Annotated in this window: 10 protein-coding genes; 3 read left to right on the top strand and 7 right to left on the bottom strand. The window is 71.3% G+C overall.

Annotated elements, in window-relative coordinates:
- Positions 1-217 precede the first annotated feature (217 nt).
- The 3 genes from CGL27_RS10700 (at position 218) to CGL27_RS10690 (ending at position 4,190) form a co-directional block, all read left to right on the top strand.
- Positions 218-952 carry an ABC transporter ATP-binding protein gene (locus tag CGL27_RS10700; RefSeq protein ID WP_086706218.1) on the top strand — a complete coding sequence of 245 codons (735 nt, stop codon included), beginning with the start codon at positions 218-220 and terminating at the stop codon, positions 950-952.
- Entirely contained in the window at positions 946-3,441 is a 2,496-nt protein-coding gene (locus CGL27_RS10695; RefSeq protein ID WP_119986180.1) for an ABC transporter permease, read from the top strand. Before CGL27_RS10700 ends, CGL27_RS10695 begins: the two co-directional genes overlap by 7 nt.
- A 77-nt stretch (positions 3,442-3,518) precedes the next feature.
- A complete protein-coding gene (locus tag CGL27_RS10690) occupies positions 3,519-4,190 on the top strand; it encodes a methyltransferase domain-containing protein (RefSeq protein ID WP_205587663.1) in 672 nt (223 codons plus the stop codon).
- 80 nt (positions 4,191-4,270) lie between these two features.
- Here CGL27_RS10690 and CGL27_RS10685 read toward each other — a convergent pair whose 3' ends face one another.
- The 7 genes from CGL27_RS10685 to CGL27_RS10660 all read right to left on the bottom strand — a co-directional run bounded on the left by CGL27_RS10685 (position 4,271) and on the right by CGL27_RS10660 (position 24,534).
- Positions 4,271-5,191 (bottom strand): TauD/TfdA family dioxygenase, encoded by a 921-nt coding sequence (locus CGL27_RS10685; protein WP_276147928.1) that lies wholly within the window; start codon positions 5,189-5,191, stop codon positions 4,271-4,273.
- 113 nt (positions 5,192-5,304) lie between these two features.
- The gene (locus tag CGL27_RS10680) at positions 5,305-6,246 is read right to left on the bottom strand and encodes a TauD/TfdA family dioxygenase (RefSeq protein WP_119986174.1); all 942 of its coding nucleotides are present in this window, start codon (positions 6,244-6,246) and stop codon (positions 5,305-5,307) included.
- A gap of 4 nt (positions 6,247-6,250) precedes the next feature.
- Positions 6,251-7,537 carry an MFS transporter gene (locus CGL27_RS10675; protein WP_205587662.1) on the bottom strand — a complete coding sequence of 429 codons (1,287 nt, stop codon included), beginning with the start codon at positions 7,535-7,537 and terminating at the stop codon, positions 6,251-6,253.
- 26 nt (positions 7,538-7,563) lie between these two features.
- Positions 7,564-8,523, bottom strand: coding sequence for an ornithine carbamoyltransferase (locus CGL27_RS10670; RefSeq protein WP_119994340.1), 960 nt, complete (start codon positions 8,521-8,523; stop codon positions 7,564-7,566).
- Between the two features lie 32 nt (positions 8,524-8,555).
- Positions 8,556-19,514: a non-ribosomal peptide synthetase gene (locus CGL27_RS10665; protein ID WP_119986172.1), complete on the bottom strand. Its 10,959-nt coding sequence runs from the start codon at positions 19,512-19,514 to the stop codon at positions 8,556-8,558.
- Positions 19,511-20,185: a phosphopantetheine-binding protein gene (locus CGL27_RS51830; RefSeq protein WP_240450453.1), complete on the bottom strand. Its 675-nt coding sequence runs from the start codon at positions 20,183-20,185 to the stop codon at positions 19,511-19,513. The genes CGL27_RS10665 and CGL27_RS51830 overlap by 4 nt, the downstream gene beginning before the upstream one ends.
- Positions 20,134-24,534 carry an amino acid adenylation domain-containing protein gene (locus tag CGL27_RS10660; RefSeq protein WP_240450452.1) on the bottom strand — a complete coding sequence of 1,467 codons (4,401 nt, stop codon included), beginning with the start codon at positions 24,532-24,534 and terminating at the stop codon, positions 20,134-20,136. The genes CGL27_RS51830 and CGL27_RS10660 overlap by 52 nt, the downstream gene beginning before the upstream one ends.
- Between the last annotated feature and the right edge of the window lie 13 nt (positions 24,535-24,547).

The following is a 24,547-nucleotide window of genomic DNA, read 5'->3' as shown; positions in this document are numbered from 1 at the left end:
CTCCCGGAAACATGTTCCTCGGACATGATCCGCCGTGCTCGCGTGCGTGTACCGCCCCAGCCCGGGCAGGTCCTGCCGACCGCAGCTTCCTGCCCCTCCCATGCGGCTGTTCGCGGGGTCGGCGCGAGGCGCCCACGACAGGGTGGAGCTATCTCCACCACCAGAGTTCCGCTTCGCTGCGATGTGGTTGGCGTTCGCAACGAGTTGAGTGGTCACCATGAATCAAGCAGCCGTCCGGCTCAGTTCTGTCACTCGGTCCTTCGGAACCGGAGCGGGTGCCGTGACCGCACTGGACAGAGTGAGTCTCACCATTCCCAAGGGCACCTTCACCGCTGTCATGGGCCCCTCCGGCTCCGGCAAGTCGACTCTGCTCCAGTGCACGGCCGGGCTCGACCGGCCCACGAGCGGCGCCGTGATGCTGGGCGACACGGACCTGACAAAGCTAAGCGAAACCAAGCTGACGCTGTTGCGGCGTGGCCGGATCGGCTTCGTGTTCCAGGCGTTCAACCTGTTGCCCTCCCTCACGGCGGAGCAGAACGTGGCGCTCCCGTTGCGCCTCGCAGGCCGCCGCCCGAAGCGGTCGACCGTCCTCGGCGTCCTCGAGCAGGTGGGGCTCCGTGAACGGGCCGGCCACCGGCCCAGCGAGATGTCCGGCGGCCAGCAGCAGCGCGTGGCCCTGGCCAGGGCCATCGTCACCCGCCCGGAGGTGCTCTTCGGCGACGAGCCGACCGGCGCCCTGGATTCCCAGACCAGCCGGGAGGTCCTGGCCCTGCTGCGCGGAATGGTCGACCGGGGCCAGACCGTGATCATGGTGACACACGATCCGGTCGCCGCCTCGTACGCGGACCGGGTGCTGTTCCTGGCGGACGGCCAGGTGCACGACGAGTTGCACGCCCCGTCCGCCGAGCAGGTTGCCTCGCGCATGACCCAGCTGTCGGTGGTCCCGTGCTGAGCCTCGCCCTCAACGGCATGCGGGCCCGCTGGGTCACGTTCGTCGGATCCTTCGTCGCCCTGGCCCTGGGCGTGGCTCTCATGGCCGCCACCGGCCTCGCGCTGGCGGCCACCTTCCAGGCCCCCGAGCGCGGACCGGAACGCTTCGCCGCGGCTCCGGCAGTGGTCCAGGCGTCGGACACGCTGCGGGTGCGTACGCCGATCGGCGAGCGTACGCAGCGCCTTGCCGACCCCAAGGCCGTTCCGGAAAGCCTGTCCGCCAGGCTCCGAGAGCTCGGCCGCACGGTCGAGGACCGCTCGTTCTCCGTCACGGTCGCGGACACCCGGCTGGACGGCGGCGGCGAGGGAACGGTCGGGCACCCGTGGTCGGTCACGGCGGCAACCCCGTACCGGCTCACCGGCGGCCGGGCCCCCGAGGCATCCCAGGAGATCGTCGTCACCGCCGGTCCCGGGGCCGGCGTGCGGCTCGGCGACCGCGTCAGGGTCACCACGCCGGACGGACCCAGCAGCCGTACGGTCGTCGGAACGGTGGGGGCCAGGGACTTCGAGACCGCGGTGTTCTTCACCGACTCGGAAGCCGCCAGGCTCTCCCCGCGCGTCGACGCGGTGGTGGCGTACGCGGACGCCGCCGCGGTACGCAAGGCGGTCGGGACCGAGTCCGGGATGGTGGTCCTGACCGGCGACGACCGGCGCCGGGCCGACCCTGATCCCGACCGGGACAGCGAGGCACTGATCTCGGTCAACGCGCTCCTCGGTACGGCCGCGGCTATCACCGGCTTCGTCTCGGTCTTCGTGGTGGCCTCCACGTTCTCCTTCGCCGTGGCCCAGCGCAGGCGCGAGTTCGGCCTGCTCCGCACGGCGGGCGCCACTCCTCGCCAGGTACGGCGGCTGGTCTTCGCCGAAGCTCTCGTCATCGGTGTACTGGCCTCGGCAGCCGGCTGCTGGCTGGGGCAGGCCGGGGCACCCCGGCTCACCGAGTGGATGGTCGACGTCGGGATCGCGCCGTCCTGGTTCGCCATCGGCGACCAGACCTGGCCGCTGCACACGGCCTTCTGGCTGGGCCTGGGCGTAGCCATGGCCGGTGTGGTGGTCTCGTCGCACCGGGCGGGGAAGGTCGGGCCCACCGAGGCGCTGCGCGACGCCGCCGTCGACAGCCGGGCCATGCCCCTGAGTCGCTGGCTGCTGGGGGCCGGGGTCCTGCTGACCGGCATTGGGCTGCTGTGCTGGGCGCTCGTCACCGAGCCCGGGGACGTACTCAAGAGAAAGACGTACATCACCCAGCCGATGCTGCTGATCGTCGGATTCGCACTGTTCGCACCCGTGCTGGTGCGGCCGCTCATCCGCCTCATGACCTGGCTGCCCGCCCAGCTTCCCGGCGCCACCGGGATGCTGGCGCGACAGAACGCCGGCACCAGCGTGCGCCGGACGGCCGCCGTGGCCGCCCCCGTCATCATCACGGTCGCACTGGCCGCCTCGCTGATGGGAACGACGGCCACCATCAACGAGGCCAAGGCCACCGAGGCCAGGGCTCAGACGACCGCCGACTACGTGGCGGTCGCGGAGGGCGAGGACGGCTCGCTACCGGCACAGTTCACGCAGCGAGCAGAGGGCATCCCCGGCACCGTGGCCGGCGCCTCCCGTTCCACCGCTGTGAGTGTGCTTGAGGAAGGCGTCGCCCTTGTGAGGTCCGAGGCCAGGGCCGTGGAACCGGCGGACCTCGCCGCCGTGTCCGCGCTGCCGGTGGTCTCGGGCCGGGTGACCGACCTCGACGACCAGAGCATCATCGTCAACGAGGAGTGGCAGACGCGGACCGTCGGACAGCGAGTCGCCGTATGGCTCGGCGACGGCCGCAAGGTGTCGCTGCGCATCGCGGCCGTGCTCCGCGTCGGCACCGGAAGCAACGGCGTGTACGTGACACCGCACAACGCCGCCGGCGCGGCTATCGACCGCGTCGACATCAGGCTCCGCGACGGCGCCGACAGGGCCGCTGCCGAGGCGCGGCTGCGCGAGGCGGGCCGGGCAACGGGTACTCAGGTCCTGACGAAGGACGCCTGGGTGTCGGAGAACTATCCGCGCTCCAGCGAGAACACTCGCCTGGGGCTGCTCATGATCCTCGGGATCGCCCTCGTGTACACGGGTATCGCCCTGGCGAACACGCTGGTGATGGCCACGTCCGACCGGGTCCGCGACCTGGCGGTGCTCCGTCTCACCGGGGCGACCAAACCGCAGGTGCTCCGTCTTGTCGCGGTGGAGGCGCTGGTGGTCGTGGCCGTGGGCAGTGTCCTCGGCGCCGCCGTGTCCGGCCTCAACCTGCTCGGCGTCTGGGGTGCACTGGGGCTGCTCGCCGTCTGGTCACCGCTGGTCGTGCCCTGGGAGGCCATCGGTGCGGTGGCGACCGCGAGTGCCGTGCTGGCCGCGGTGGCCGCCGTCGTGCCGGCGTTCGTGGCACTGCGCACGAGGCCGGTCGAGCTGGCGGGGATGCGTGAGTGACACGCCACCTGCCCCTCCCTTGGCCCCCTGGCCCCACCTCTTTCCCGCCACGACCCCGAGAAGGTCCTCGAGCTGTGATGAGTGACACCAGTACCCTGCTCCGCGAGTTCCTGCGGGCTCCCCTGCGCATCGGGGCCGTAGCACCGAGCTCTCGCAGACTCGCCGCCGCGGTCACCACTCCGATCCCGGAGCTCGGCGATCCGGTGGTGGTGGAACTCGGCCCCGGTACGGGGGCGTTCACTAGCGCCATCCAGGAACTCCTGGGCGGAAGGGGCCATCATCTGGCCGTGGAGATCAACCCCCGTCTCGCTGACACGCTGCGCGGGCGCTTCTCGGGAGTCGATGTGATCAACGCGGATGCCTCGAAACTACCGCAGTTGATCGCGGAGAGAGGCCACGGCAAGGCGGATGTGATCGTCAGCGGCCTGCCCTGGGCGTCGTTCCCGCGCGGTATCCAGCAAGAGACGCTCCTGGCGGTCAGCCAAACCCTGAAGCGGGAGGGCGCGTTCACGACGTTCGGGTACGTCCACGCGATCCGGCTCGCCCCCGCCTTACGGTTCCGCCGGATGCTTGGCGTGACCTTCGAGGAGGTGGTCACCGGCCGCACGGTGTGGGGCAATCTGCCACCGGCACTCGTCTACCACGGCCGACGCCCGCGGGTCATCGCCCCGCTGCGCGCTCCCGCTCCGTCCCGGCGGACGGACCGCGAGTGCTCGTGCTCGGCCGGGGTGCTGAGCGCCGGCCGGTGATCGCACCAGGGTCCGGACACGACCGAGCTCCCCGTACCGAAGGGCACCAGTGCGGGGAGCTCGGGGGCGGGCGGCGCGGGTCAGCCCGCGGAGGGCTCGGCCATCGCCACGGCGATCCGGCGGGGGCCTGTGAACGGCTCCCGGGCATGGGCGGCGAGCATGTTGTCGACCACCAGGATGTCGTCCCGCTGCCAGTCGAAGCGGGTGCTGGCGTCCCGGTAGCACTGCCGCAGATGCGCCACGACGTCATCGGGGATCGGCGCGCCGTCGCCGTAGTAGGAGTTGGTCGGCAGGTCCTCCGGCGCGAAGATCTCCTGAAGTCCCGCACGGACGTCCGGGCCGAGCGTGCTGACGTGGAAGAACGTGATGTGATTGAACCACACCGGCTCTCCCGTCACCGGGTGAACGTGGACGGCGTCCCGGACCGCTGTGGTGCGCAGGCCGCCGTCAGTCCACTCGACGTCTATGCCCTTGCCGCGGCAGTACGCGGCGACGGCGTCCCGGTCGTCGGTGTTGAACGCCTTCTGCCACGGGACACCGAAGTCCGGGTGGAAGTTGCGGACCACCCGCCAGCCCCGGCGCCGGAACTCCTCGCGCACCTCCGGCTCGATGGCCCGGTACACCTGACGAATGTCCGCGAGCGGCGTGGCCCCCAGCGTGGTCGGCGGTTCGATGCAATAGAAGTACAGCGTCTGCGGCCAGACCGCCTGGTACGAGTTCTCGTTGTGCAGGAAGATCTCCTCGTCGGCCGGGTAGTCCGTCGAGGTGTACACCTGCCCCTTGATGGTGCTGCGCGGCGAGGAGCGCTCCGCATACGTCAGGGGCGGCGTCCCGGACAGCGCGTGTACCGAGGCGTCGAAGCCGTCCACGCCCCCCACGGCGAAGCCACGCAGGAGCACGGCTCCCCGCTCGACGAGAGCGGCACGGATCTCCGCGCGGTTGCGGGTGAGGAACTCGCCGACCGGAGCGGCCTGGTCCGGGGCTGTGTAGAGGCGGGGCAGCAGCCCGGTCGCGGCCGCGGTGGAAGAGCTGGTCACGTGCATCGGCTCCTTCCGGAGCGAAGAGGGTCGGGGAAGAGTGGATGGCCGTGGTGGCGGCCCTGCGCGGTCAGGCGTCAGTCGGACATCGCCACCAGCACCCGGCGGGTGCCCGTGAACGGGCGACGGCCGTGCGCCACGAGCATGTTGTCGATGAGCAGCAGGTCACCGGTGCGCCAGTCGACGTCCACCGCCGCCTCCAAAGCCCGGTCTCGCACCTGGATGACGTACTCGTCCGGGATCGACGACCCGTCGGCGAAGGTCACCGACTGGGGCAGCTCCTCCGGCGGAAGGATCTGCGTCAGCGCGGCGGCCGTGTCGCCTCCCAGGCCGACCGGGTGCCACTGGTCCGACTGGTTGAACCACACCTCGGCGCCGGTCACCGGGTGCTTCGCGGTGGCCGGGCGTACCTGGCTGATCCGCAGGGTGCCGTCGGGCCGCCACTCCCACGTCGCACCAGTGCCTTCGAGGAAGGCCTCGGCCTGACCGCGGTCGGTGGTCTCGAACGTGTCCTGCCAGCTCTTGCCCAGTCCGTAGCCGTCGTGGAGGTTCTGCCGGTAACAGACTCCCTGCGCGAAGGCCTCGCGGACCTCGTCGTCGAGGGACTCCAGCCAGAGCGCGGCGTCCGTCACCGGCGTCGCGCCACCGGCCTCCGCGGCCTTCTCGCAGAAGAACAACAGACGCGCCGGCCACTGGTGGGAGTACGACATCTCGTTGTGCATCGAGATGGTGAACTCCTGCGGGTATTCCGTGGACGTGTAGACGTTCTGGCCGACCTTCGTGCGGGGCGAGTTGCCGTGCACGTAGGCGAGCCGCGAGGGCAGCAGTTCGGACATGACGGGCTCGAGCGCCTCCGGGGTCAGGTGAAAGCGCCGGAAGACGAGGGCCTTCTCCGCGATGAGCCGGGCGTCGATGGTGCCACTGTCACCGACGACCTTGAGCAGCCCCTCCGGGGACGCCTCCACGCCGGCGCTCTCCGGAGTGATCTCCAGCGGAGACCAGGTGCTTGCCGTGTTCATGCGTCTACTCCTTCTTCATGGTGGATTCGTGGTGACAAACGGACTTCTCGAAGGGCCCGACGGCGGTTTCGCCCCGCCGGACCGTGGGCGACAGGGCGGCGGTGAGGGCCAGCAGAGCCATCGCCGCGCCCAAGCCCAGGGCCGTGCCGGCGGCTCCGGACGCATCGAGCAGCAGGCCACCGGCCAGCACACCCAGCGAGTTGGCGCCCGAACCGATGAGCTGAAGCACACTGTTGACGCGTCCCTGTAGCGCGTCGGGGGTGATCCGCACCTGGTAGACGCCGCCCGCGACATTGATCGCTCCGCCGGCGAAGTTCACTCCGGCGAGGAGCATGCCGAGGACCAGCGGCGAGCGCGTCAGCGCGAGGCACGGCACCAGCAGGGCCCACCCGGCGAAGCCCAGGCGGACCATCGCGGACAGCCGGAACCGCCGCGCGAACCAGCCCCCGCAGAGCGCTCCGCAGGCTCCGCCCACCCCGCTGACAGCGGCGATCACACCGACCGTCGCGGCGGAGGCACCCTCCTCGTACAGGACGAGGGCGGGCAGCAGGGTGAGCGCTTGGAAGATCACGTTGCTGCCGGAGATGAGAAGCGTTGTCTGCCGCAGGAAGACCTGCCGCCACAGCCAGCGCACCCCCTCGGCGATCTCAGGGACGAACCGGCGCGGCCGGTCCACCGGTTCTTCCTGGAACGGCTTCCTGATGAGCAGGACGGCGACCAGCGCGCACACGTGCGCCACGGCGGCCACCCCGAACGGCGCCCAGCGCGCCAGCGTGAACGTGCCGCTGCCCACGGGCTGCCCGATGATCCCCGCGGCCCGGCCGCGCGCCTCGTTCCCGGCGAGCGCGGCCGTCAGTTGCCCCGGTGGCACCACATGGCGGACGCCGGCCCGCTCGGCGAGCCGGTAGCAGACCATGAGGGAGCCCTCGACAAAGGCGGCGACCGCCAGGTGGGCCAGCCACACCTGCCCGCACGCCACGGCCACCAGGACGCTCGTCGCGCTCACGGCACAGCCCGCGCTGCAACCGATCATCAGCCGTCTGCGGTCCCAGCGGTCGACCAGCGCTCCGGCGGGCAGCTGGACGAGCAGCTGCGGAAGCTGCGCGGCGAAGCCCGCCACAGCCGCCGCCGACGCGGACCCGGTCGACCAGATCAGCAGCAGCGGGTAGGCCACGGAACCGGCGCGGGCCCCCAGCAGGGTGAGTCCCGCGCCGCTCCACAGCAGCACGAAGTCTCGCTGCCGGCGCAGGGGGACACCGGCCCGTTTCTTCGTGTCCCCCGCGTCCGCCACCGGTCGAGGCGGTTCGCCGGCGATTCTCATCCGTGACCCGCGGGACGAGTACGCCCCGCCCCGCGACACCACTCGAGCACCGACATCGCGCTGTGTATCTTGTTCTCGGCCTGTTCGAAGGCGATGCTGTGCGGGCCGTCGAGCACCTCAGCGGTGACCTCGTCGCCCCGGTGCGCGGGCAGGTCGTGCATGAACACCGCCTTCGGACTACCGGCCCACAACTCCTCGGTGACGCGGAAGGGGGTGAAGATCCGCCGCCAGTCCGGGTCCGCCTTCGTCGTTCCCGTCGTCTTCCAGCGCGTCGTATAGACGACGTCCTGGTCACCCGGCAGGTCGGCCATGTCGTGGCGCTCGTGCAGGACCGCGCCGGACCGCTTCGCGTACGCCTCGGCCTGTGCGCGTGTCACCGCGTCGAGCCCGTAGCCGGGCGGGGTCCGCAGCTCCAGCCTCGTGCCCTCGAACCGGGTGAGGGCGAGGGCCAGGGCGGCGGCCGTGTTGTTGCCCTCGCCCACATACAGGATGCGCAGCCCCTCGATCCGGCCGAGCTTCGTCATCATCGTGGTGAGGTCGGTCAGCGCCTGAGTCGGATGCTCGTCGGCGCTCATGGCGTTGATGACGGCCATCCGGTCCTGGCGGGCCCAGGCGCGCATCTCCGCCGGGTCGCCGGCGGTACGGGCGACCAGGACGTCGAGCATCCGGGACAGCACCGCACCGGTGTCCTGCGTGCTCTCCCCGGTGTTGAGCTGGAGGTCACCGGGACCATAGGTGATCAGTGAGGCGCCGAGCCGCAGCGCACCGCTGGAGAAGGCCGTCCGGGTGCGCGTGGAGGTCTTGCTGAAGTAGATCCCCGCCACGGTGTCCTGCAGGGGCCGGGCGCCACGCGTGCCCTCGAGGGCGAAGGACGCCCCGGAAGCGACGATGCCGCGCAGGTCGGAGTCGGTCAGGTCGTTGATGGAGATCAGGTGTCGTGCGGCAGCGTGCTGCATGTCGTCCTCCGGGACGGTGCTGTTCCGTGGTCTCATGCGAGGTCCTCGTCGGTCACCACAGGGGTCAGCAGGGGATGGTTCGCCGGTGCGTCGGCGCCGGTGCCGGCCACCGCCCAGTCCGCCATCAACTTCCCCTGGCCGAAGCTTTGGTGGCGGCGGCTGAGTTCCGCGGTCAGGAACTTGACCACGCCCTTGCCGCTGTCGGAGTTGGTGAGTGCCACCACGCCGACGCCGCTGCGCAGGTGGCTGAGGGCGAGGTTCCAGTAGCCGGCGGGTTCGCCGCCGTGGCCGAACTCCGCGTCCTCGCCGTGCTCGTCGACGATGGTGCCCAGGCCGTAGAAGCTGCCCGGATGAGTGGCCAGCAGTTGCCGGGCGAGGTCCGCCGGGAGCAGGGCGCCGGGCCGGCCGAGCACCGAGCACCGCACCTGGCGGGCGAGCTTGGCGATGTCCTCCGCCGTGGTCCACAGGCCCGCCGCCGCAAGGTGCGCGCGGTTGCGCCACCCGCCGCCGAGGGCAACGCCCCTGGCGTGGTGGCCGAGGGCCACCGGACGGCCCGCGGTGTGCGGGAACGACTGGTCGAAGCTGCTCCCCGTCATCTCCACAGGGCCCAGGACGAGCCGGTGCATCAGCGTCTGGAACGACTCTCCGGTGACGTCCTCGAGGAGCTGCTGGAGGACCCAGTAGTGGGTGCTGCTCTTGCGGAAGGTCGTCCCGGGAACGAGCTGTCTGCTGACCCGGGGGGTGGCGACGGCCTCCGTTCCTTCCAGCAGGTCCAGCAGCGTGGGCAGTTCCTCGTCGGGGCGGAATCCGACGCTGCGGTGCCGGGCCAGGCCCGCGAGGTGACCGAGCAGGTGCCGGATCGTCACCTCGCCGGGCGCCGAGTCCAGGTCGGCCAGCTGCCAGGAGGTCAGATGCCGGTTGACGGAGTCGTCGAGGCCCAAGCGGCCTTCCGCGGCGAGGCGGAGGGTCGCGAACGCGGTGACATGCTTGCTGATCGAGCCGACCTGGAACAGCGTGTCGGGCGTGACCGGCTCGGCTTCCTGCGTCGACAGCACGCCGCACCCGTGGAGTTCGGTGGTGCCGTCGGGTCGCAGCAGAGCGACACTTATGCCGGGCACCTCGTGCTCGGCCATCACCGTCCGCAGTTCGTCCAACGGGAAGTCGCTCTCCCCGGTGGCGGAGGCACCGTCCGCTCGGGCCTTGCCGAGCAGCGCGGCGACCTCGGCGAGCGGGCCCTGCTCCAGCTTGCTCCGGTCACCGCCGGCGGCCTGTTCCAGGAGCTCGGCGACCAGGCCCGCCGGCAGGTCGACACGCTCCGGCGACGCCTTGTCGCTCTCGTCGGCCAGTTGCGTGTCCCGTACGGGAGAGGCCGCCGCCGTGTCCTCGTCGATCGCCGCGGCGAGGTCCACCAGCGTCTGGTGCTGGTACATCCGCCAGACGGAAACGGCGAGCCCCTCACGGCGCGCGGCCGCGAGTACCTGGATCATCAGGATCGAGTGACCGCCCAGTTCGAAGAACCGGTCGTGCACACCGATCTCCTCGACGCCGAGCACCTCGGACCAGATCTTGGCGAGCAGCCGTTCCGTCCCGGTCCTGGGCGCCACGTAGGCGTGGTCGGAACGCAGGGACGCGCGGTCCGGGGCCGCCAGAGCGCGCCGGTCGACCTTGCCGTTGGCGTTGAGCGGGAACCGCTCCAGCGCCACGAAGGCCGACGGGACCATGTATTCGGGCAGCCGCAGAGCGCACGCCGCGGCGAGCTCGCTCGCGCCTGGCAGCGTTTCGCCGTCGGCGGGTACGCAGTACGCCACCAGGCGCCTGTCCCTCGGCGTCGGCTCGTGGACGGTGACCACCGCGTCCCGCACGGCCGGGTGAGCGGCGACCACCGCCTGCACCTCGCCGAGTTCGACGCGGTAGCCGCGGATCTTCATCTGGTCGTCCAGTCGGCCCAGGAACTCCACGTCCCCGTCCGCGAGCATCCGCACCCGGTCGCCCGTCCGGTACAAGCGGGCGCCGACCGGACCGTAGGGGTCCGGCACGTACCTCTCCGCCGTCAGGTCCGGCCGGCCCGCGTAGCCACGGGTCACTCCCGTACCGCCGACGTACAGCTCGCCCGGGACGCCGACCGGGACCGGGCGCATGGCCGTGTCGAGGACGTACATCGCCATGTTCGGCAGCGGGCGGCCGATCGGCACGACGTCGAGAGAGACGGGTGCCGCCACGGGATGGATCGAGGTGCCCACCGAGGCCTCGGTCGGTCCGTACTCGTTGATCAGCCGTCCCGCGCCCAGGAGTTCGAGCGCGCGGTTGGCGGTGGAGCCGGGCAGCGCCTCGCCCGCGACCACGTACACCTCGCTCAGCCGCTCCACCTGCTCGGGGGTGAGCTGTTCGGACAGGATGTCCAGGTGGGCGGGGGTGAGCTTGACGAAGCTGTACGGTCCGCTCCCGGCGAGCCGGCCGCCCAGATCGGCGGCGGGCGTGTCCTGCGGCAGCACGTGAACGGTCTGTCCGGTCACCAGCGGCGCCCACAGGTTGGGGACGACCAGGTCGAAGGCCACCGAGGAGAACAGCGGAGCCCCTCCCGTGCCCTTCTCCGCGAGTTCGTGCGCGGCCCAGCTGAGGTGGTTGGACAGACCCCGGTGGGACACCTGGACGCCCTTCGGCCGTCCGGTGGAGCCAGAGGTGAAGATGACGTACGCGAGACCGTCGGGGTCGTCCACCCGTTCCGGGACCGTGTCCGGCATCCGCCCGGTCGCGGCCTCCTCATGGTCGAGCACGAGCGTCGGCACGCCGGGGAAGCGGCCGGCGTACGCCGACTCCGTGACGACCACGCGGACCGACGCGCTGTCGCACATGTCCGCGACGCGCTCCTCGGGGTACGACGGGTCGACGGGTACGTACGCGCCGCCCGCCTTCCACACGCCGAGCAGTGCCTCGATCAGCCGGGGGCCGCGGTCCAGCAGGACGCCGACCGCCGTCTCGGAGACGGTGCCCGTCTCGCGCAGTCGGTGCGCGATCCGGTTGGCCCGGGCGTCGAGTTCGGCGTACGACACTCTGGTGTCGAGGTGACTCACCGCGGTGGCTTCGGGGGTCCGCGCCGCCTGCTCCTCGAAGAGCCGGAGCACGCTCCGGTCGGGGAACGGCACCTGCGTCGCGTTCTGGTCCAGCTGCCACCGCAGTTCGCCGGCGGACAGGAAGGTGTCCTGCGCGTCGCCGTCGGGGCCGTCGGCCATCGCCTCCAGAATCCGCCGGTACAGGCCGGCGAGCCGGTCCGCGTGGGGACGGCCGAGGGCATGCGTGTGCGTGGTCAGCAGGAGGTAACCGGACACGGCCGAGACCGCGAGGTCGAACTCGGTGCCGCCCTCGCCGCTGCTGGACTCGGAGTCGACCAGTTCGGTGTCGACGTTGTCGAAGTCCTGGTAGCTGAAGCGCACGGTGAGCAGCCGGCCCGTGCCCGCCTCACGCTGGATGACGGGCATGGGGTAGTGCCTGCGGTCCCATACCTCCGCCTCCCGGGCGAAGACCTGCCGCAGCAGCTCGCGCCAGGTTCCGCAGCCCGCGTCGAAGGCGAAGGGCACGGTGTTCAGGTACATGCCGTAGACGCGCTCCGCCCCCGGCGACTCGGGCCGGGCGCTGCACACCAGGCCGCTGTGGAAGGCCTTTTCGTCGGTGATCAGGCTCATCGCCTTCAGGTGGGCGGCGAGCAGCACGCTCTTCAGGGACACCTGGGCCTGGGTGGCCAGGGCGCGAAGACGCGGCTCCAGGTCGTGTACCTGTACGACGGCCCGGTACTTCTCACGGGGTCCGGATGGCTCACCCGCCCAGGGAACGGGGAGCGTGAACGGCGCGTAGCCGTCGATGACGTCCCGCCAGTACTGCCGGTCGTCGGCCGACTCCATGGACGCGAGCTCTGCCGCGATGAAGTCGGCGTAGCGCACCGGCGGCGCCGTGAACGCGGCCGGCGGCCGTCCGTCCCGCAGCTCGCCGTACACCTCCAGCAGCTCCATGAGCAGGGACCGGTGGCTCCATCCCTCGGTGATGGCATGACACACCGTCACCACAAGACGCCAGGAGTCCGCGTCCTCGATCTGGGCGGTCATCCGCAGCAGCGGTGCTGTTTCGAGGTCGAAGGGGACGGATCGCTCCTCGGTCATGATTTCGCGCACCCGGAGTTCACGGTCCGCGGCCGTGCGCAGGTCCTCGACCCGGAGCGGGATGACGGTGTGTGCCCTGACCAGTTGCAGCGGGGCGGTGAAGCTGTCGAGGTGGAAGGAGGTACGGAGCATCTCGTGCCGCTCGGCGACCACCGCCAGTGCCTCGCGCAGCGCCGTCTCATCGAACGGGACGCCGTCCGTGATGCGGAAGGACGCGACATTGAGATAGGTCAGCTTCTCCCTGTCGGCCATCATCTCGACGAGCATGCCGAGCTGCACCTGGGACATCGGATAGGCGTCGACCACGTCGGCGGGCAGCCGTCCCCGGTCCTCGGCCGTCAGCAGCTCGAAAGGCCGCACGAGCGGGGCCATCTCGGCGTGGGCCGGGCGCCCGGTCAGGAACTCGCTGAGCTCGGCCACGGTCCGGTACTCGAAGACCTCCCGTACGCCGACGTCGAAACCGGCCGTCCGCAGGGCCCCGACCAGCGCGACCGCGCGGATGGAGTGTCCGCCCAGGTCGAAGAAACCGTCGTGCACACCGACCCGGTCCAGGCCCAGGACCTCGGCCCAGATGCCGGCCACGCGCTGTTCGGTGCGGGTACGAGGCGCCACGTGGGTGGCTCCCGAGCCCGGCTCGTCCTCGTCCGGGGCGGGCAGGGCACGCCGGTCGACCTTGCCGTTGGCGTTCAGCGGGATCTGCTCCAGCGGAACCCACGAGGCCGGAAGCATGTACTCCGGCAGCCGGGCCGCGGCGTGCGCCGTCAGCTCGACGGCGCTCACCGCGCCGTCCCGGACCGGCACGTAGTAGGCGGCCAACCGCAGCTCGCCCGCGTGGTTCTTGCGGGCCACGACCACCGCGTCCCGCACGTCGGCGTGCTCGGCGAGCACCGCCTGGACCTCGCCCGGCTCGATCCGGTACCCCCGGATCTTCACCTGGTCGTCCAGCCTCCCCAGGAACTCCACTGTCCCGTCGCTCCGCCCGCGCACCAGGTCCCCGGTCCGGTAGAGGCGGCCTCCCGCCTCGCCGAACGGGTCGGGCACGAACCGCTCCGCGGTTAGGTCCGGGCGCCCCGCATAACCGCGCGCCACCCCGGTCCCGCCCACGTACAGCTCACCCGGCACACCGGCCGGTACCGGCTGCATCGCGCCGTCCAGCACGTAAGTCGCCATGTTCGGCAGCGGCCGCCCGATGGGCAGCACCTGCGCCGTCTCGTCCTTCGGCACCGGGTGGACGCACGTGCCCACCGACGCCTCGGTCGGACCGTACTCGTTGATCAGTCGCACACCGGGGGCCAGCCCCCGCCAGCGCTCCAGAGTGGCACGCGTGAACGCCTCGCCCGCCACCACCAGCACGGGGGCCAGCGCACGCGCCTGCTCGGAGGTCAACTGCTCTGCCAGCACGTCGAGATGCCCCGGCGTCAGCTTGACGAAGCTGAAGGGGCCCGACTCGGCCAGCAGGCGGCCCAGATCGGCGATGTCGGCATCCTGAGCGACCGTGTGCACCCGCTGGCCCACGACCAGGGGCGCCCACAGGTTGGGCACGACCAGATCGAAGGCCACGGACGAGAACAGCGGCGCACCGTGGCTGCCGGACGAGGCCAGTTCCTCGGCCGCCCAGGCCACATGGTTGGACAGACCGCGGTGCGGTACGCCCACCCCCTTGGGCCGCCCTGTCGAACCCGACGTGAAGATGACGTACGCCAGCCGCTCACCGTCGTCACGACGCCGCGGAGGAGTCGCCGGCCGGGCGTCGATCAGGGCCTGGTCCCTGTCCATGACCAGCAGGTCACCGCCGTCGAAGCGGTCCTCGTACGACGTCTGCGTGACCGCGGTCGTGGCGCCGGCGGCCTCCAACATCGAGGCGACACGGCTCGCCGGCTGGGAGGGGTCGATCGGCACGTACGCCGCCTCCGCCTTCCACACACCCAGCAGGGTGGCGACCAGGTCCGGCCCGCGGTCCAGGAGGACGCCGACCACGGACTCCGCGCCCACGCCCGAGGCCCGCAGCTGATGGGCGATCCGGTTGGCCTGGGCGTCAAGTTGCCCGTAGGTCACGACACCGCCGTCGAAGACGACCGCGGGCGCCTGGGGTGTACGCGACGCCTGCTCCTCGAAGCGCAGGTGCACCGGTGAGTCCGGGTACGCGGTCCGCGGGCCGGCGGCCCGCTCCAGCAGCCTCGTACGCTCGCCGCCGGGCAGGCACGGCCTTTGGGCGTCCCCGTCCGGGTCCGCGGCCATGGCTTCGAGGACCTGCCGCAGCATGTCCGCGAGCCGGTCGACGGCGTTCGCGTCGAGGCTCCCGGCGCTGCCGGTGAGGAACAGATGCCCGAGCCTGGCCGACACGCCGAGGGGGAACTCGGTGGGGCTGTCGTCGATGCTCGCGAGGTAGTCCACCTGGTCGCGGTCGACCATGTCGAAGTCGTGGTAGCTGAACCGCGCGGAGACGAGACGCCCGCCGGCACCCGTCTCGCGCTGGATGTCCGGCATGGGGTATCCCCGGTGCGGCCACAGCTCCACCTCGCGGCCGAAGACCTGGGTCACCAGCTCCCGCCAGATACGCGCCGTCCGGTCGAAGGCGAAGGGCACGGTGTTCAGGTGCATGCCGTAGATCAGGTCGGCGCCGAGCATCTCGGGCCGCGCGTTGCACACAAGGCCCGTGAAGAACCGCTCCTCCTCGGTGATCGAGCTCATCACCTTGAGGTATGCCGCGTGCAGCACGCTCTTGAGCGAGGCCCCGGCCTCGGAGGCCAGCGCCCGAAGGCGGTCCTCGAGGTCGTGGAACGCCACCTTGGCGCGGTGCGGGGGCGTGCTGGTGACGTCGCCGTTCCCGGCCCAGGCATCGGGGAGTGCGAAGGGCGTGTGCCCGTCGACGGTCGCCTTCCAGTAGGCGGCGGCCTGCCCGGACTTCCGGGACTCGGTCTCGGCCGCAACGGAGTCCGCGAACCGTACCGGCAGAGGCTGCTCGGGGGCCCTCCGCGCACCCGAACGGGCCTGGTGGTACTCCTCGACGATCTCCATGAGCAGGGAGTGGTGACTCCAGCCGTCCAGGATCGCGTGGCACTCGGTGATGGTGAGCCACCAGCTGCCGTCGTCGCAGGCGTGGCCGTACAGGCGCAGCAGCGGCGGGCTCGCCAGGTCGATGAGCCGGGCTCGTTCCTCGCGGGTGAACTCGCGCAGGGCGGCGTCCACCTCGTCGGAGGTGAGGCCGCGCAGGTCCCTCTCCGATTCCGTGACGGGGATGTCCACCGTCGTGTGCACCAGCTGCATGGGCACGGAGAAGGAGTTGAGGTCGAAGGAGGTGCGCAGGACGTCGTGGCGCCCGACCACGGACCGGACGACGTCGCGCAGAACCGTGATGTCGAACGGCCGCTCGTCCGGGATCCGGAAGGAGGTGACGTTATGGTACGGGTGCTGGCCCGTGTCGCTGAGCATCTCGACGACCATGCCGATCTGCACCTGCGTCATCGGGTAGGCGTCGTCGAGTCCCTCGGGCAGCAGCGTGCGGTCCTCGGGCCTCACCAGCTGAAAGGGCCGTACACCCGCCGTCGACACGACCGGTGCCCGGTCGGCGAGCTGCTCGCACAGCAGTGCCACGGTCCGGTGCTCGAGGATGTCCCGGACCGTCACGTCGTGGCCGGCCTCCCTCAGCCGGCCGACCAGGTTGATGGCGCGCAGCGAGTGCCCGCCCAGGTCGAAGAAGCTGTCGTGGACACCGACCAGGTCCAGCCCCAGTACCTCGCGCCAGATGGCGGCCACGCCGTCCTCCATGGCGGTGCGCGGAGCGACGTAGACCTCGCCGGAGGAGCGCGCCGACGCCGGCTTCGGAGCCGGCAGGGCCTTGGTGTCGAGCTTGCCGTTGACCGTGAGGGGCAGGCTGTCGAGGGTGACGTACGCCTGCGGGATCATGTACTCGGGCAGGTTGCGGGCGAGCGCCGCTCTCAGTTCGCCGCTGTCCGGCGCGGACTCCGCGGACGGTACGACATACGCCACCAGTCGCTTGTCGCCCGGTGTGTCCTCACGGAGCAGGACGACCGCGGCCCGCACTCCGTCGTGCGCCGTCAGGGCCGCGCCGACCTCGCCCAGTTCGACGCGGTACCCGCGGATCTTCACCTGGTGGTCGGCGCGTCCGATGAACTCGAGCGTGCCGTCGGCCAGCCGGCGCGCGATGTCGCCGCTGCGGTAGAGGCGGTCGCCGGGGGCCCCGAACGGGTCCGGGACGAACCGCTCGGCGGTGAGACCGGGGCGGCCGAGATAGCCGCGCGCCACGCCGAGCCCGGCGATATGGATCTCACCCGGCACACCGATCGGGGCCGGGTTGCCCCGTGCGTCGAGGATGTGCACGGCGAGGTCGTCGAGGGGAACGCCGACGGGGTTGCCGACGTCCGGTTCGAGGTCCCGCCACGTCACCTCGTGGTAGGTGGTGTGCACCGTGGTCTCGGTGATGCCGTACATGTTGACCAGCAGGGGGGAGTCGAGCCCGAGCCGGTCCGCCCATGGGCGCAGGTCGGCCGTCTCCAGCTTCTCTCCGGCGAACACCACGGCCCGCAGGGCGAGCCGGCCGATCCGCGGATCACCGTCGGCCGCGGCACCGACCAGGGCGCGGAATCCCGACGGCGTCCTGCTGAGGACCGTCACGCCCTGCTCGACCAGCAGGTCCAGCAGGCTGTCCGGGTCCCGCGCCGTGTCGCTCGGGGCGACGACCAGAGACCCGCCGTACAACAGCGCGCCCCACATCTCCCAGACCGAGACGTCGAAGGCGTAGGAGTGGGACAGCGACCATACGTCGGACGAGGAGAAGGCCAGCCGGTTCTCCGTCACGGTGAACAGCCGCAGCACGTTGGCGTGCGTCAGGCACACGCCCTTGGGGCGTCCGGTCGAGCCGGAGGTGTAGATGACGTAGATCAGGTTGCCGGGCTCGGCCAGCGGCTCCGGGTCGTGGGACGGCTGTCCGCCCAGCAGGTCCTGCTCCCGGTCGAGGACCAGCACCGTCCCGGAGTGGATCCGCCGGACCGTGTCCTCGTGGAGGCTCTGGGTGAGGATGACGCCGGCACCCGCGTCCGCGAGCATGTAGGCGAGCCGGTCGGTCGGCTGCGCGGGGTCGAGCGGCAGGTACGTGCCACCGGACTTCATGACACCGAGCAGCGCCGGAACCAGGTCGATGCCGGGCTCCAGACAGACCCCGACGAGGGCCTCGGGGCCCATACCCAGGCCGCGCAGGTGGTGCGCGACGCGGTTGGCCCGGGTGTTCAGCTCGGCATATGTCAGCTCTTCGCCGCCGTACCGCAGGGCGACCGCGTCAGGGGTCCGCCGCACCTGCTCCTCGAATGCCTGGTGCACGGTGGTGGCGGCGTCTTCGGTGCGTACCGCACCCGCGGTCAGGAGTGCCAGGTCGGCGTCACCGAGGAAGGACAGCTGTGCGACCTTCGTCCGTGGCGTGGTCACCGCGGCGTCCAGGAACCTCACCAGATCCGCGGTCATCCGCTCCGCCGTCGCGCGGTCGAACAGCGCGACGGCGTACTCCAGGTGACCGTGGAGCACGCCGTCCGCGCCCTCTCGCACCTGCAGGTCCAGATCGAACTTCGCGCTGCTCCCGACGGCGGCGAACGGCTCGGCCCGTACACCCGGGAGGTCGAACGCGGTCGTCCGTTCGCCGTGCATGGTGAGCGCCACGTCGAACAGCGGGGTCCGGGAGAGGTCGCGCTCCGGCTGGATTGCGTCGAGGAGCTGCGCGAACGGCACGCCCTGGTGGTCGAAGGCGGCGAGGACGGTGTCGCGGGTCCGGGACAGGAGATCGGCGAACGACGGATCGTCCTGCCATCTCCCGCGCAGCACGAGGCTGTTGATGCCGTAGCCCACCATGCCCTGGAGCTCGGGGCGACCGCGCCCCGACACGACGGTTCCCACCGGGATGTCGGTGGAACCGCTGTAGCGCGACAGCAGCCCGTGGAACGCGGTGAGCATCACCATGAACAGCGTCACGTCGTTCGCCTGGGCGAAGTCACGCAGCCGCTGCGCGAGTTCGGACGGAATCGCAAAGGGCACGGAGGCGCCCGCGGCGTTGCGGACCGCCGGGCGGCGCCGGTCGGTGGGCAGCTCGATCGGGGTGAGCCGGCCCAGTTGCTCCTCCCAGTAGTCGAGGTGGCTCTCCAGGTTGTCGCCCGACATGTCCGCGCGCTGCCAGGCTGCGTAGTCGGCATACTGCACGGCGACCGACGGGAGGTCCGGGGCGGAACCGGAGACCAGCGCGCTGTACAGGGCGCTCAGCTCCCGGCCGATCACCTCGGTGGACCAGGCGTCGCATGCGATGTGGTGGAACACGATGCCGAGTACGTGCTCGTCGGGGGCGACCCGGATGAGCCGCCCTCGTACCGGGAGGTCGTTCTCTAGGTCGAACGGCGTGAACAGTTCAGTGTCGAACACGGTCCGGACGCCGGCGTCGCGCTCGTCGGTCGGCAGACCGGAGACGTCGTAGAGCGGCAGTTCGACGCGCTCGGCGGGAAAAATGATCTGCACCGGCTCCTCACCGTGGAGGCCGTAGCGGGTCCGCAGAATCTCGTGGCGGTCGGTCAGCCGCTGCCAGGCCTCGGACATCGCACCGACGTCGAGGGGGCCCGTGAGCCGCACGATCAGCGGCACGAGGTACTGGGTGCTGTCCGGGTCCAGGCGGCTGAGGAACCACATCTGCTCCTGCCCGTACGACAGCTTCAGCGGGGCGGACCGGTCCGCCTTGGGTATGGCCGGTCTGCGACCGCCGCGCCGTCCGGAGAGACGCAGACGCAGCAACTCCTCCCGGGCGGCCGTGGCGTCGAAGCCGACCGGCGTCGTCTCACTGCTGCTCATGCCTTGAACTCCTTCGCCAGGTCCTGGCCGGTCGACAGTTGTGCGGCGGAGAGCGCGTCGATCTCCGCACGGACGGCCGCTTCCACGGCCTCGGAGATCCGGGCCACCGTCGGGCCCTCGAACACGGTGCGCACCTTGAAGTCGATGCCGAACTCCTCCTGTAGGCGCGATATCAGACGGATCGCCAGGATCGAATTGCCGCCCAACTGGAAGAAGCTCTCCTCCACACCGACGGTCACGTTGAGCAGCTCGGCCCAGATGTCGGCGACGCGCTCTTCGGTCGCGGTGCGCGGCGCGACGTGCGCAGCGCGTGCCTCCGGTTGCGGCTCGTTCGGCGAGGGCAGCCGGCCGCGGTCGGTCTTTCCGTTGGCGTTGAGGGGGATCTCGGCCAGCGGGAGGTAAGTGGCCGGGAGCATGTACTCGGGCAGCCGGGACGCGCAGTGTGCGGCCAGCTCGGCCCCGCCCGCCTCCGCCGGGCCCCGGACCGGCACGTAGTATGCGACCAGCTGCCGTTCACCCGCCGGGGTCTGTCGGGCCACCACGACCGCGTCCCGCACCACCGGGTGCTCGGACAGCACGGCCTGGATCTCACCCGGTTCGATCCGGTAGCCGCGGATCTTCACCTGGTCGTCCAGCCGCCCGAGGAACTCCGCCCCCCGTCCGCCCGCCACCGCACCTGGTCCCCGGTCCGGTACAGACGGCCGCCCACCTCTCCGAACGGATCGGGCACGAACCGCTCCGCGGTCAGGTCGGGACGGCCCGCGTAGCCGCGCGCCACACCCGTACCGCCGACGAACAGCTCACCCGGCACTCCCACCGGCACTGGCCGCATCCCGGCGTCGAGGACGTACATCGCCATGTTGGGCAGTGGCCGGCCGATCGGCACCACCTCGGAGGTTTCCTCCAGCGGTACGGGATAGACGCAGGTGCCGACCGACGCCTCCGTCGGACCGTACTCGTTGACCAGCCGCACACCGGGGGCTGGCCCACGCCACCGTTCCACCGTCGCGCGGGTAAGTGCCTCACCCGCCACCACCAGCACCGGCGCCAGCGACCGGGCCTGCTCGGCGGTCAGCTGCTCCGCCAGGACGTCCAGATGGCCGGGCGTCAGCTTCACGAAACTGAACGGCCCCGCCTTTGCCAGCAGTCGCCCCAGGTCCGCGCCGTCGGCGTCCTGGGGAAGCACGTACACGCGCTGGCCCGTGACCAGGGGCGCCCAAAGGTTGGGGACTACCAGGTCGAAGGCCACGGACGAGAACAGCGGCGCACCGCGCCGGCCTGCCGCGGCCAGTTCCTCGGCCGCCCACGACACGTGGTTGGCCAGGCCCCGGTGCGTGACCTGCACGCCCTTCGGCTGCCCGGTGGAGCCGGAGGTGAAGATGACGTACGCGAGCCGGTCGAGGTCGTCCACCCGCTGCGGAGCAGTCCGGGGACGGGCGCCGATCGCGGTGCGGTCGGTGTCGACGAGGACGACGTCGACACCGGTGAAGCGGTCCTCGTACGACGCCTGCGTGACAACCGTGGTGGCTCCCGCCGTGCCCAGCATCGAGGCGATGCGGTCAGCGGGGTAGGACGGGTCCAACGGGGCGTACGCCGCCTCGGCCTTCCACACCCCGAGCAGCGTCGCGATCAGGTCCGGGCCACGGTCCAGCAGTACGCCGACCACTGACTCCGCGCCCGCGCCCGCGGCCCGGAGGTGGTGCGCGATCTGGTTCGCCCGCGCCTCCAGCTGCCCGTAGGGCACCGGACAACCGTCGACGACGACCGCCGCCGCGTGCGGGGTCCGCGCGGCCTGCTCCTCGAAACGCCGGTGTACGGCGAGCTCCGGGTACACCGTCCGGGTGGCGTTCCACTCCACGAGCAACCGTTGCTGTTCGGCTGGTGAGAGCATGGACAGGGCGGACAGGCGGGTGTCCGGGCGGGCGGTGACCTCTTCGAGGATGCGCAGGAACTGATCCCGCACGCGCACGACCGTCGGTGCGTCGAAGAGAGCCGTGGCGTACTCGAAGACGCCCTCCAGTGCGCCCTCCGCCGACCGGCCGATGAACACGGAGAGGTCCGTCTTGGCGACCGACCACGCCTCGGCGAACGCCCTGAGATCATCGGCGCCGGTGGCCACACTGGTGACGCCTTCGCTGTGCATGTCGAACGCGACCTGGTACAGCGGCGTTCGGGACAGGTCCCGCTCAGGCTGCAGTTCGTCAACCAGGCGGTCGAAGGGCAGTTCCTGGTGTGCGAACGCCGCCGTCGCGGCGGTACGCACCCGGCGCAGAGCCTCCGCGAAGGTCGGGTCGCCCGCCAGGGCACAGCGCACCACAAGGGAGTTGAGGAAGAAACCGACCGTGCCGGCGGCCTCCGGGTGGGCACGGCCCGCGACCGGGGTGCCCACCGGTACGTCCCACTGCCCACTGCACCGGGCCACCACCGTGGCGAAGGCGGTGAGCAGCGTCATGAAGGGCGTCGCTCCATGCTCGCGGCCGAGTTCCTCCACCTTCGCCGCTAGAGCGGGCTCAACCCGGACCGGAACGACGGCCCCGCGTGGGTCGCGCTCGGCCGGCCGCGGCCGGTCAGTCGGCAGGGCGAGCGGGCTGATGCCGTCGAGGGCGGCACGCCAGTGCGCCTGCTCCGCCGCCGTGAACTCCTCCGTCAGGCGGGCGTTCTGCCAGGACGCGTAGTCGGCGTACTGGATGCCGACGGGCGGCAGGGACGGCGTGCGGCCCTCCCGCGCCGCGGCGCACAGTTCGCTCAGCTCACGCTCCAGGATGACGGTGGACCAGCCATCGCAGGCGATGTGGTGCATGGTCACGAGAAGGACGTGGTCCTCGCCCGGGATCCGGACCAGGAGCGCCCGCCACAGCGGGCCGCGCGCCAGGTCGAAGCCGCGCGCGAACTGCTCCTCGAAGTGTGCAGGCAGGCCGTCGCGTCCGGTGTCGACTACCCGCAGTTCCACCGGCCCGGCCTCGCCGATCACCTGCCGCGGCTCGCCGCCGATGTCGACGTACCGCGTGCGCAGTGCCTCGTGGCGGGCGCCGAGCGTGCCCAGCGCGGACTCGAGGGCCGTCACCGGGGTGGCGGCCGGGATACGCAGGATCAGCGGGGCGACCCACTCACGGCTGCCTGGATGCAGGCGGTCGAGGAACCACAGCCGGCGCTGTCCCGACGACAGGGGCAGCGGCTCGGATCTGGACACGACGGGTATGGGCCACGCGTCGTCGGACGGGGCACTCAGCAGCCTGGCCTGGGCCTCGACCGTGGTCGCGTTGAAGAGACCGCGCATCGAGACCGTGCCGCCCGCGGTACGCAGGCGCGCAGCGAGCCGGGTGAGCTGGAGGGAGGTGCCGCCGAGGGCGAAGAAGTCGTCGAGGGCCCCGACCTTCTCGCGGCCCAGGAGCGCTGCCCATACCTCGGCCACTTGTGCTTCGGCCACGTCGCGCGGAGCCACGTAGCCGGTCCGGCCCGCCGCGGCGCCGGTCTCGTCCATGGTGGTGGCGAGAGAGTTCCGATCCACCTTGCCGTTGGGAGTCAGTGGGAAGGCGTCGACGGTGTGGAAGACCGCGGGGATGTGACTGTCCGGGAGCCGCTCGCGCAGGAAGCCACGGAGCACCGCGGGATCCAATGGCTGCCGCGCCAGGAGGCAGGCACCGAGCCGCTTGCCTCCGTTACCCGCCTCGAAGGCCACGACCACGGCACCGTTCACGTCCGGGTGGCCGCCCAGCGCGGCCTCCACCTCCCCCGGTTCGACGCGTACGCCGTTGACCTTGAGCTGGCCGTCGATCCTGCCCTGGTACTCCAGAGCGCCTTCGGCGTTCCACCGCACCAGGTCGCCAGTGCGGTAGAGGCGGCTACCGGCCGGGCCGTACGGGTCGGGGACGAAGCGTTCCGCGGTGAGGTCCGGGCGGCCCAGGTAACCGCGGGCCACGCCCACACCGCCCGCGTACAGCTCTCCCATGGCGCCCTTCGGCACCGGTCTGCCGTCGGGGCCCATCACCATCACCCGCATCCCGGTGAGCGGCCGGCCGATCGGTACGGGGCCGGACGCCTGGTCCGAGCCCACCGGATGGGCGGTGACGTCGATGGAGCACTCGGTGGGGCCGTACGTGTTCCACACCGCGACCCGTGTGCCGACCCGCTCCCGTAACCGCTCGACCAGTTCCGCGCTCAGCGGTTCACCCGCCGAGAAGAGCAGCCGCAGCGTGTCGCAGTGCGCCCAGCCGGGCTCCTCGACGAGCAGCCGGAGGACGGAGGGCACCACCTGCAGCACGGTGACTCCGCCGGCGGCGACCGCCCCCAGGAGCCCGGCTGGGTCCCGCTCGGTCCCGTCGGGGGCGGTGACGACGGTTCCCCCGCTGATCAGCGGGGCGAAGATCTCCCAGCCCGCGGCGTCGAATCCGATCGATGTCTTGAGGAGCACCCGGTCGTCGGCTGTGAGGGCGTGCTTGCGCACCGTCCACAACACCCGGTTGGCAATGCCGGCGTGGGTGACGAGGACTCCCTTGGGGCGACCCGTCGAGCCCGAGGTGAAGATGGCGTAGGCGACGCCGTCGAGATCGACGGGCCCCCACGCGCCCCCGCCGTCGGCGGATTCGGGCCCGGCCAGAACGTCCTCCGGGGAGAAGACACGGATGCCCGCCGCGGTCACCGCATCGGCCTGCTCCCGTCCGGCCAGGACGAGGTCACTGCCGCACTCCAGCAGCAGCGAGCGGAGCCACTCCGCCGGATGGCCCGGATCGAGGGGAACGTAGGCGGCCCCCGCCTTCCACACCCCCAGCAGCGCCATGACGAGGTCGATGCCCCGGGGCAGACACACACCGACCAGGGAGCCGGGGCCCACTCCCCGCGCGCGCAGAAACCGCGCCGTGCGATCGGCAGCCTCGTCCAGCTCCCGATAGGCCAGGGTGCGTGCGCCGTCCTGTACGGCCGCTGCCCGGGGAGTGCGGGCAGCCTGCTCCGTGAAGAGTTCGAGCAGGGTGAGAGAAGCATTTCCGCTCAGGGATGTCCCGGGCAGCTGTGCGGCGTTCAACGGGTACTCCTTA

This window comes from Streptomyces sp. 11-1-2, from assembly GCF_003595545.1.
Lineage (GTDB): Bacteria > Actinomycetota > Actinomycetes > Streptomycetales > Streptomycetaceae > Streptomyces > Streptomyces hygroscopicus_B.
Note: the sequence above shows the minus strand (reverse complement) of the source record. Positions and strands in the feature narration are given on the sequence as shown.

Bases quoted from the DNA above. Each gene is read 5' to 3' on its own strand.
- CGL27_RS10700 (WP_086706218.1), top strand. From the start codon at position 218: ATGAATCAAGCAGCCGTCCGGCTCAGTTCTGTCACTCGGTCCTTCGGA.
- CGL27_RS10690 (WP_205587663.1), top strand. From the start codon at position 3,519: ATGAGTGACACCAGTACCCTGCTCCGCGAGTTCCTGCGGGCTCCCCTG.
- CGL27_RS10680 (WP_119986174.1), bottom strand. From the start codon at position 6,246: ATGAACACGGCAAGCACCTGGTCTCCGCTGGAGATCACTCCGGAGAGC.
- CGL27_RS10670 (WP_119994340.1), bottom strand. From the start codon at position 8,523: ATGCAGCACGCTGCCGCACGACACCTGATCTCCATCAACGACCTGACC.
- CGL27_RS10665 (WP_119986172.1), bottom strand. From the start codon at position 19,514: ATGAGCAGCAGTGAGACGACGCCGGTCGGCTTCGACGCCACGGCCGCC.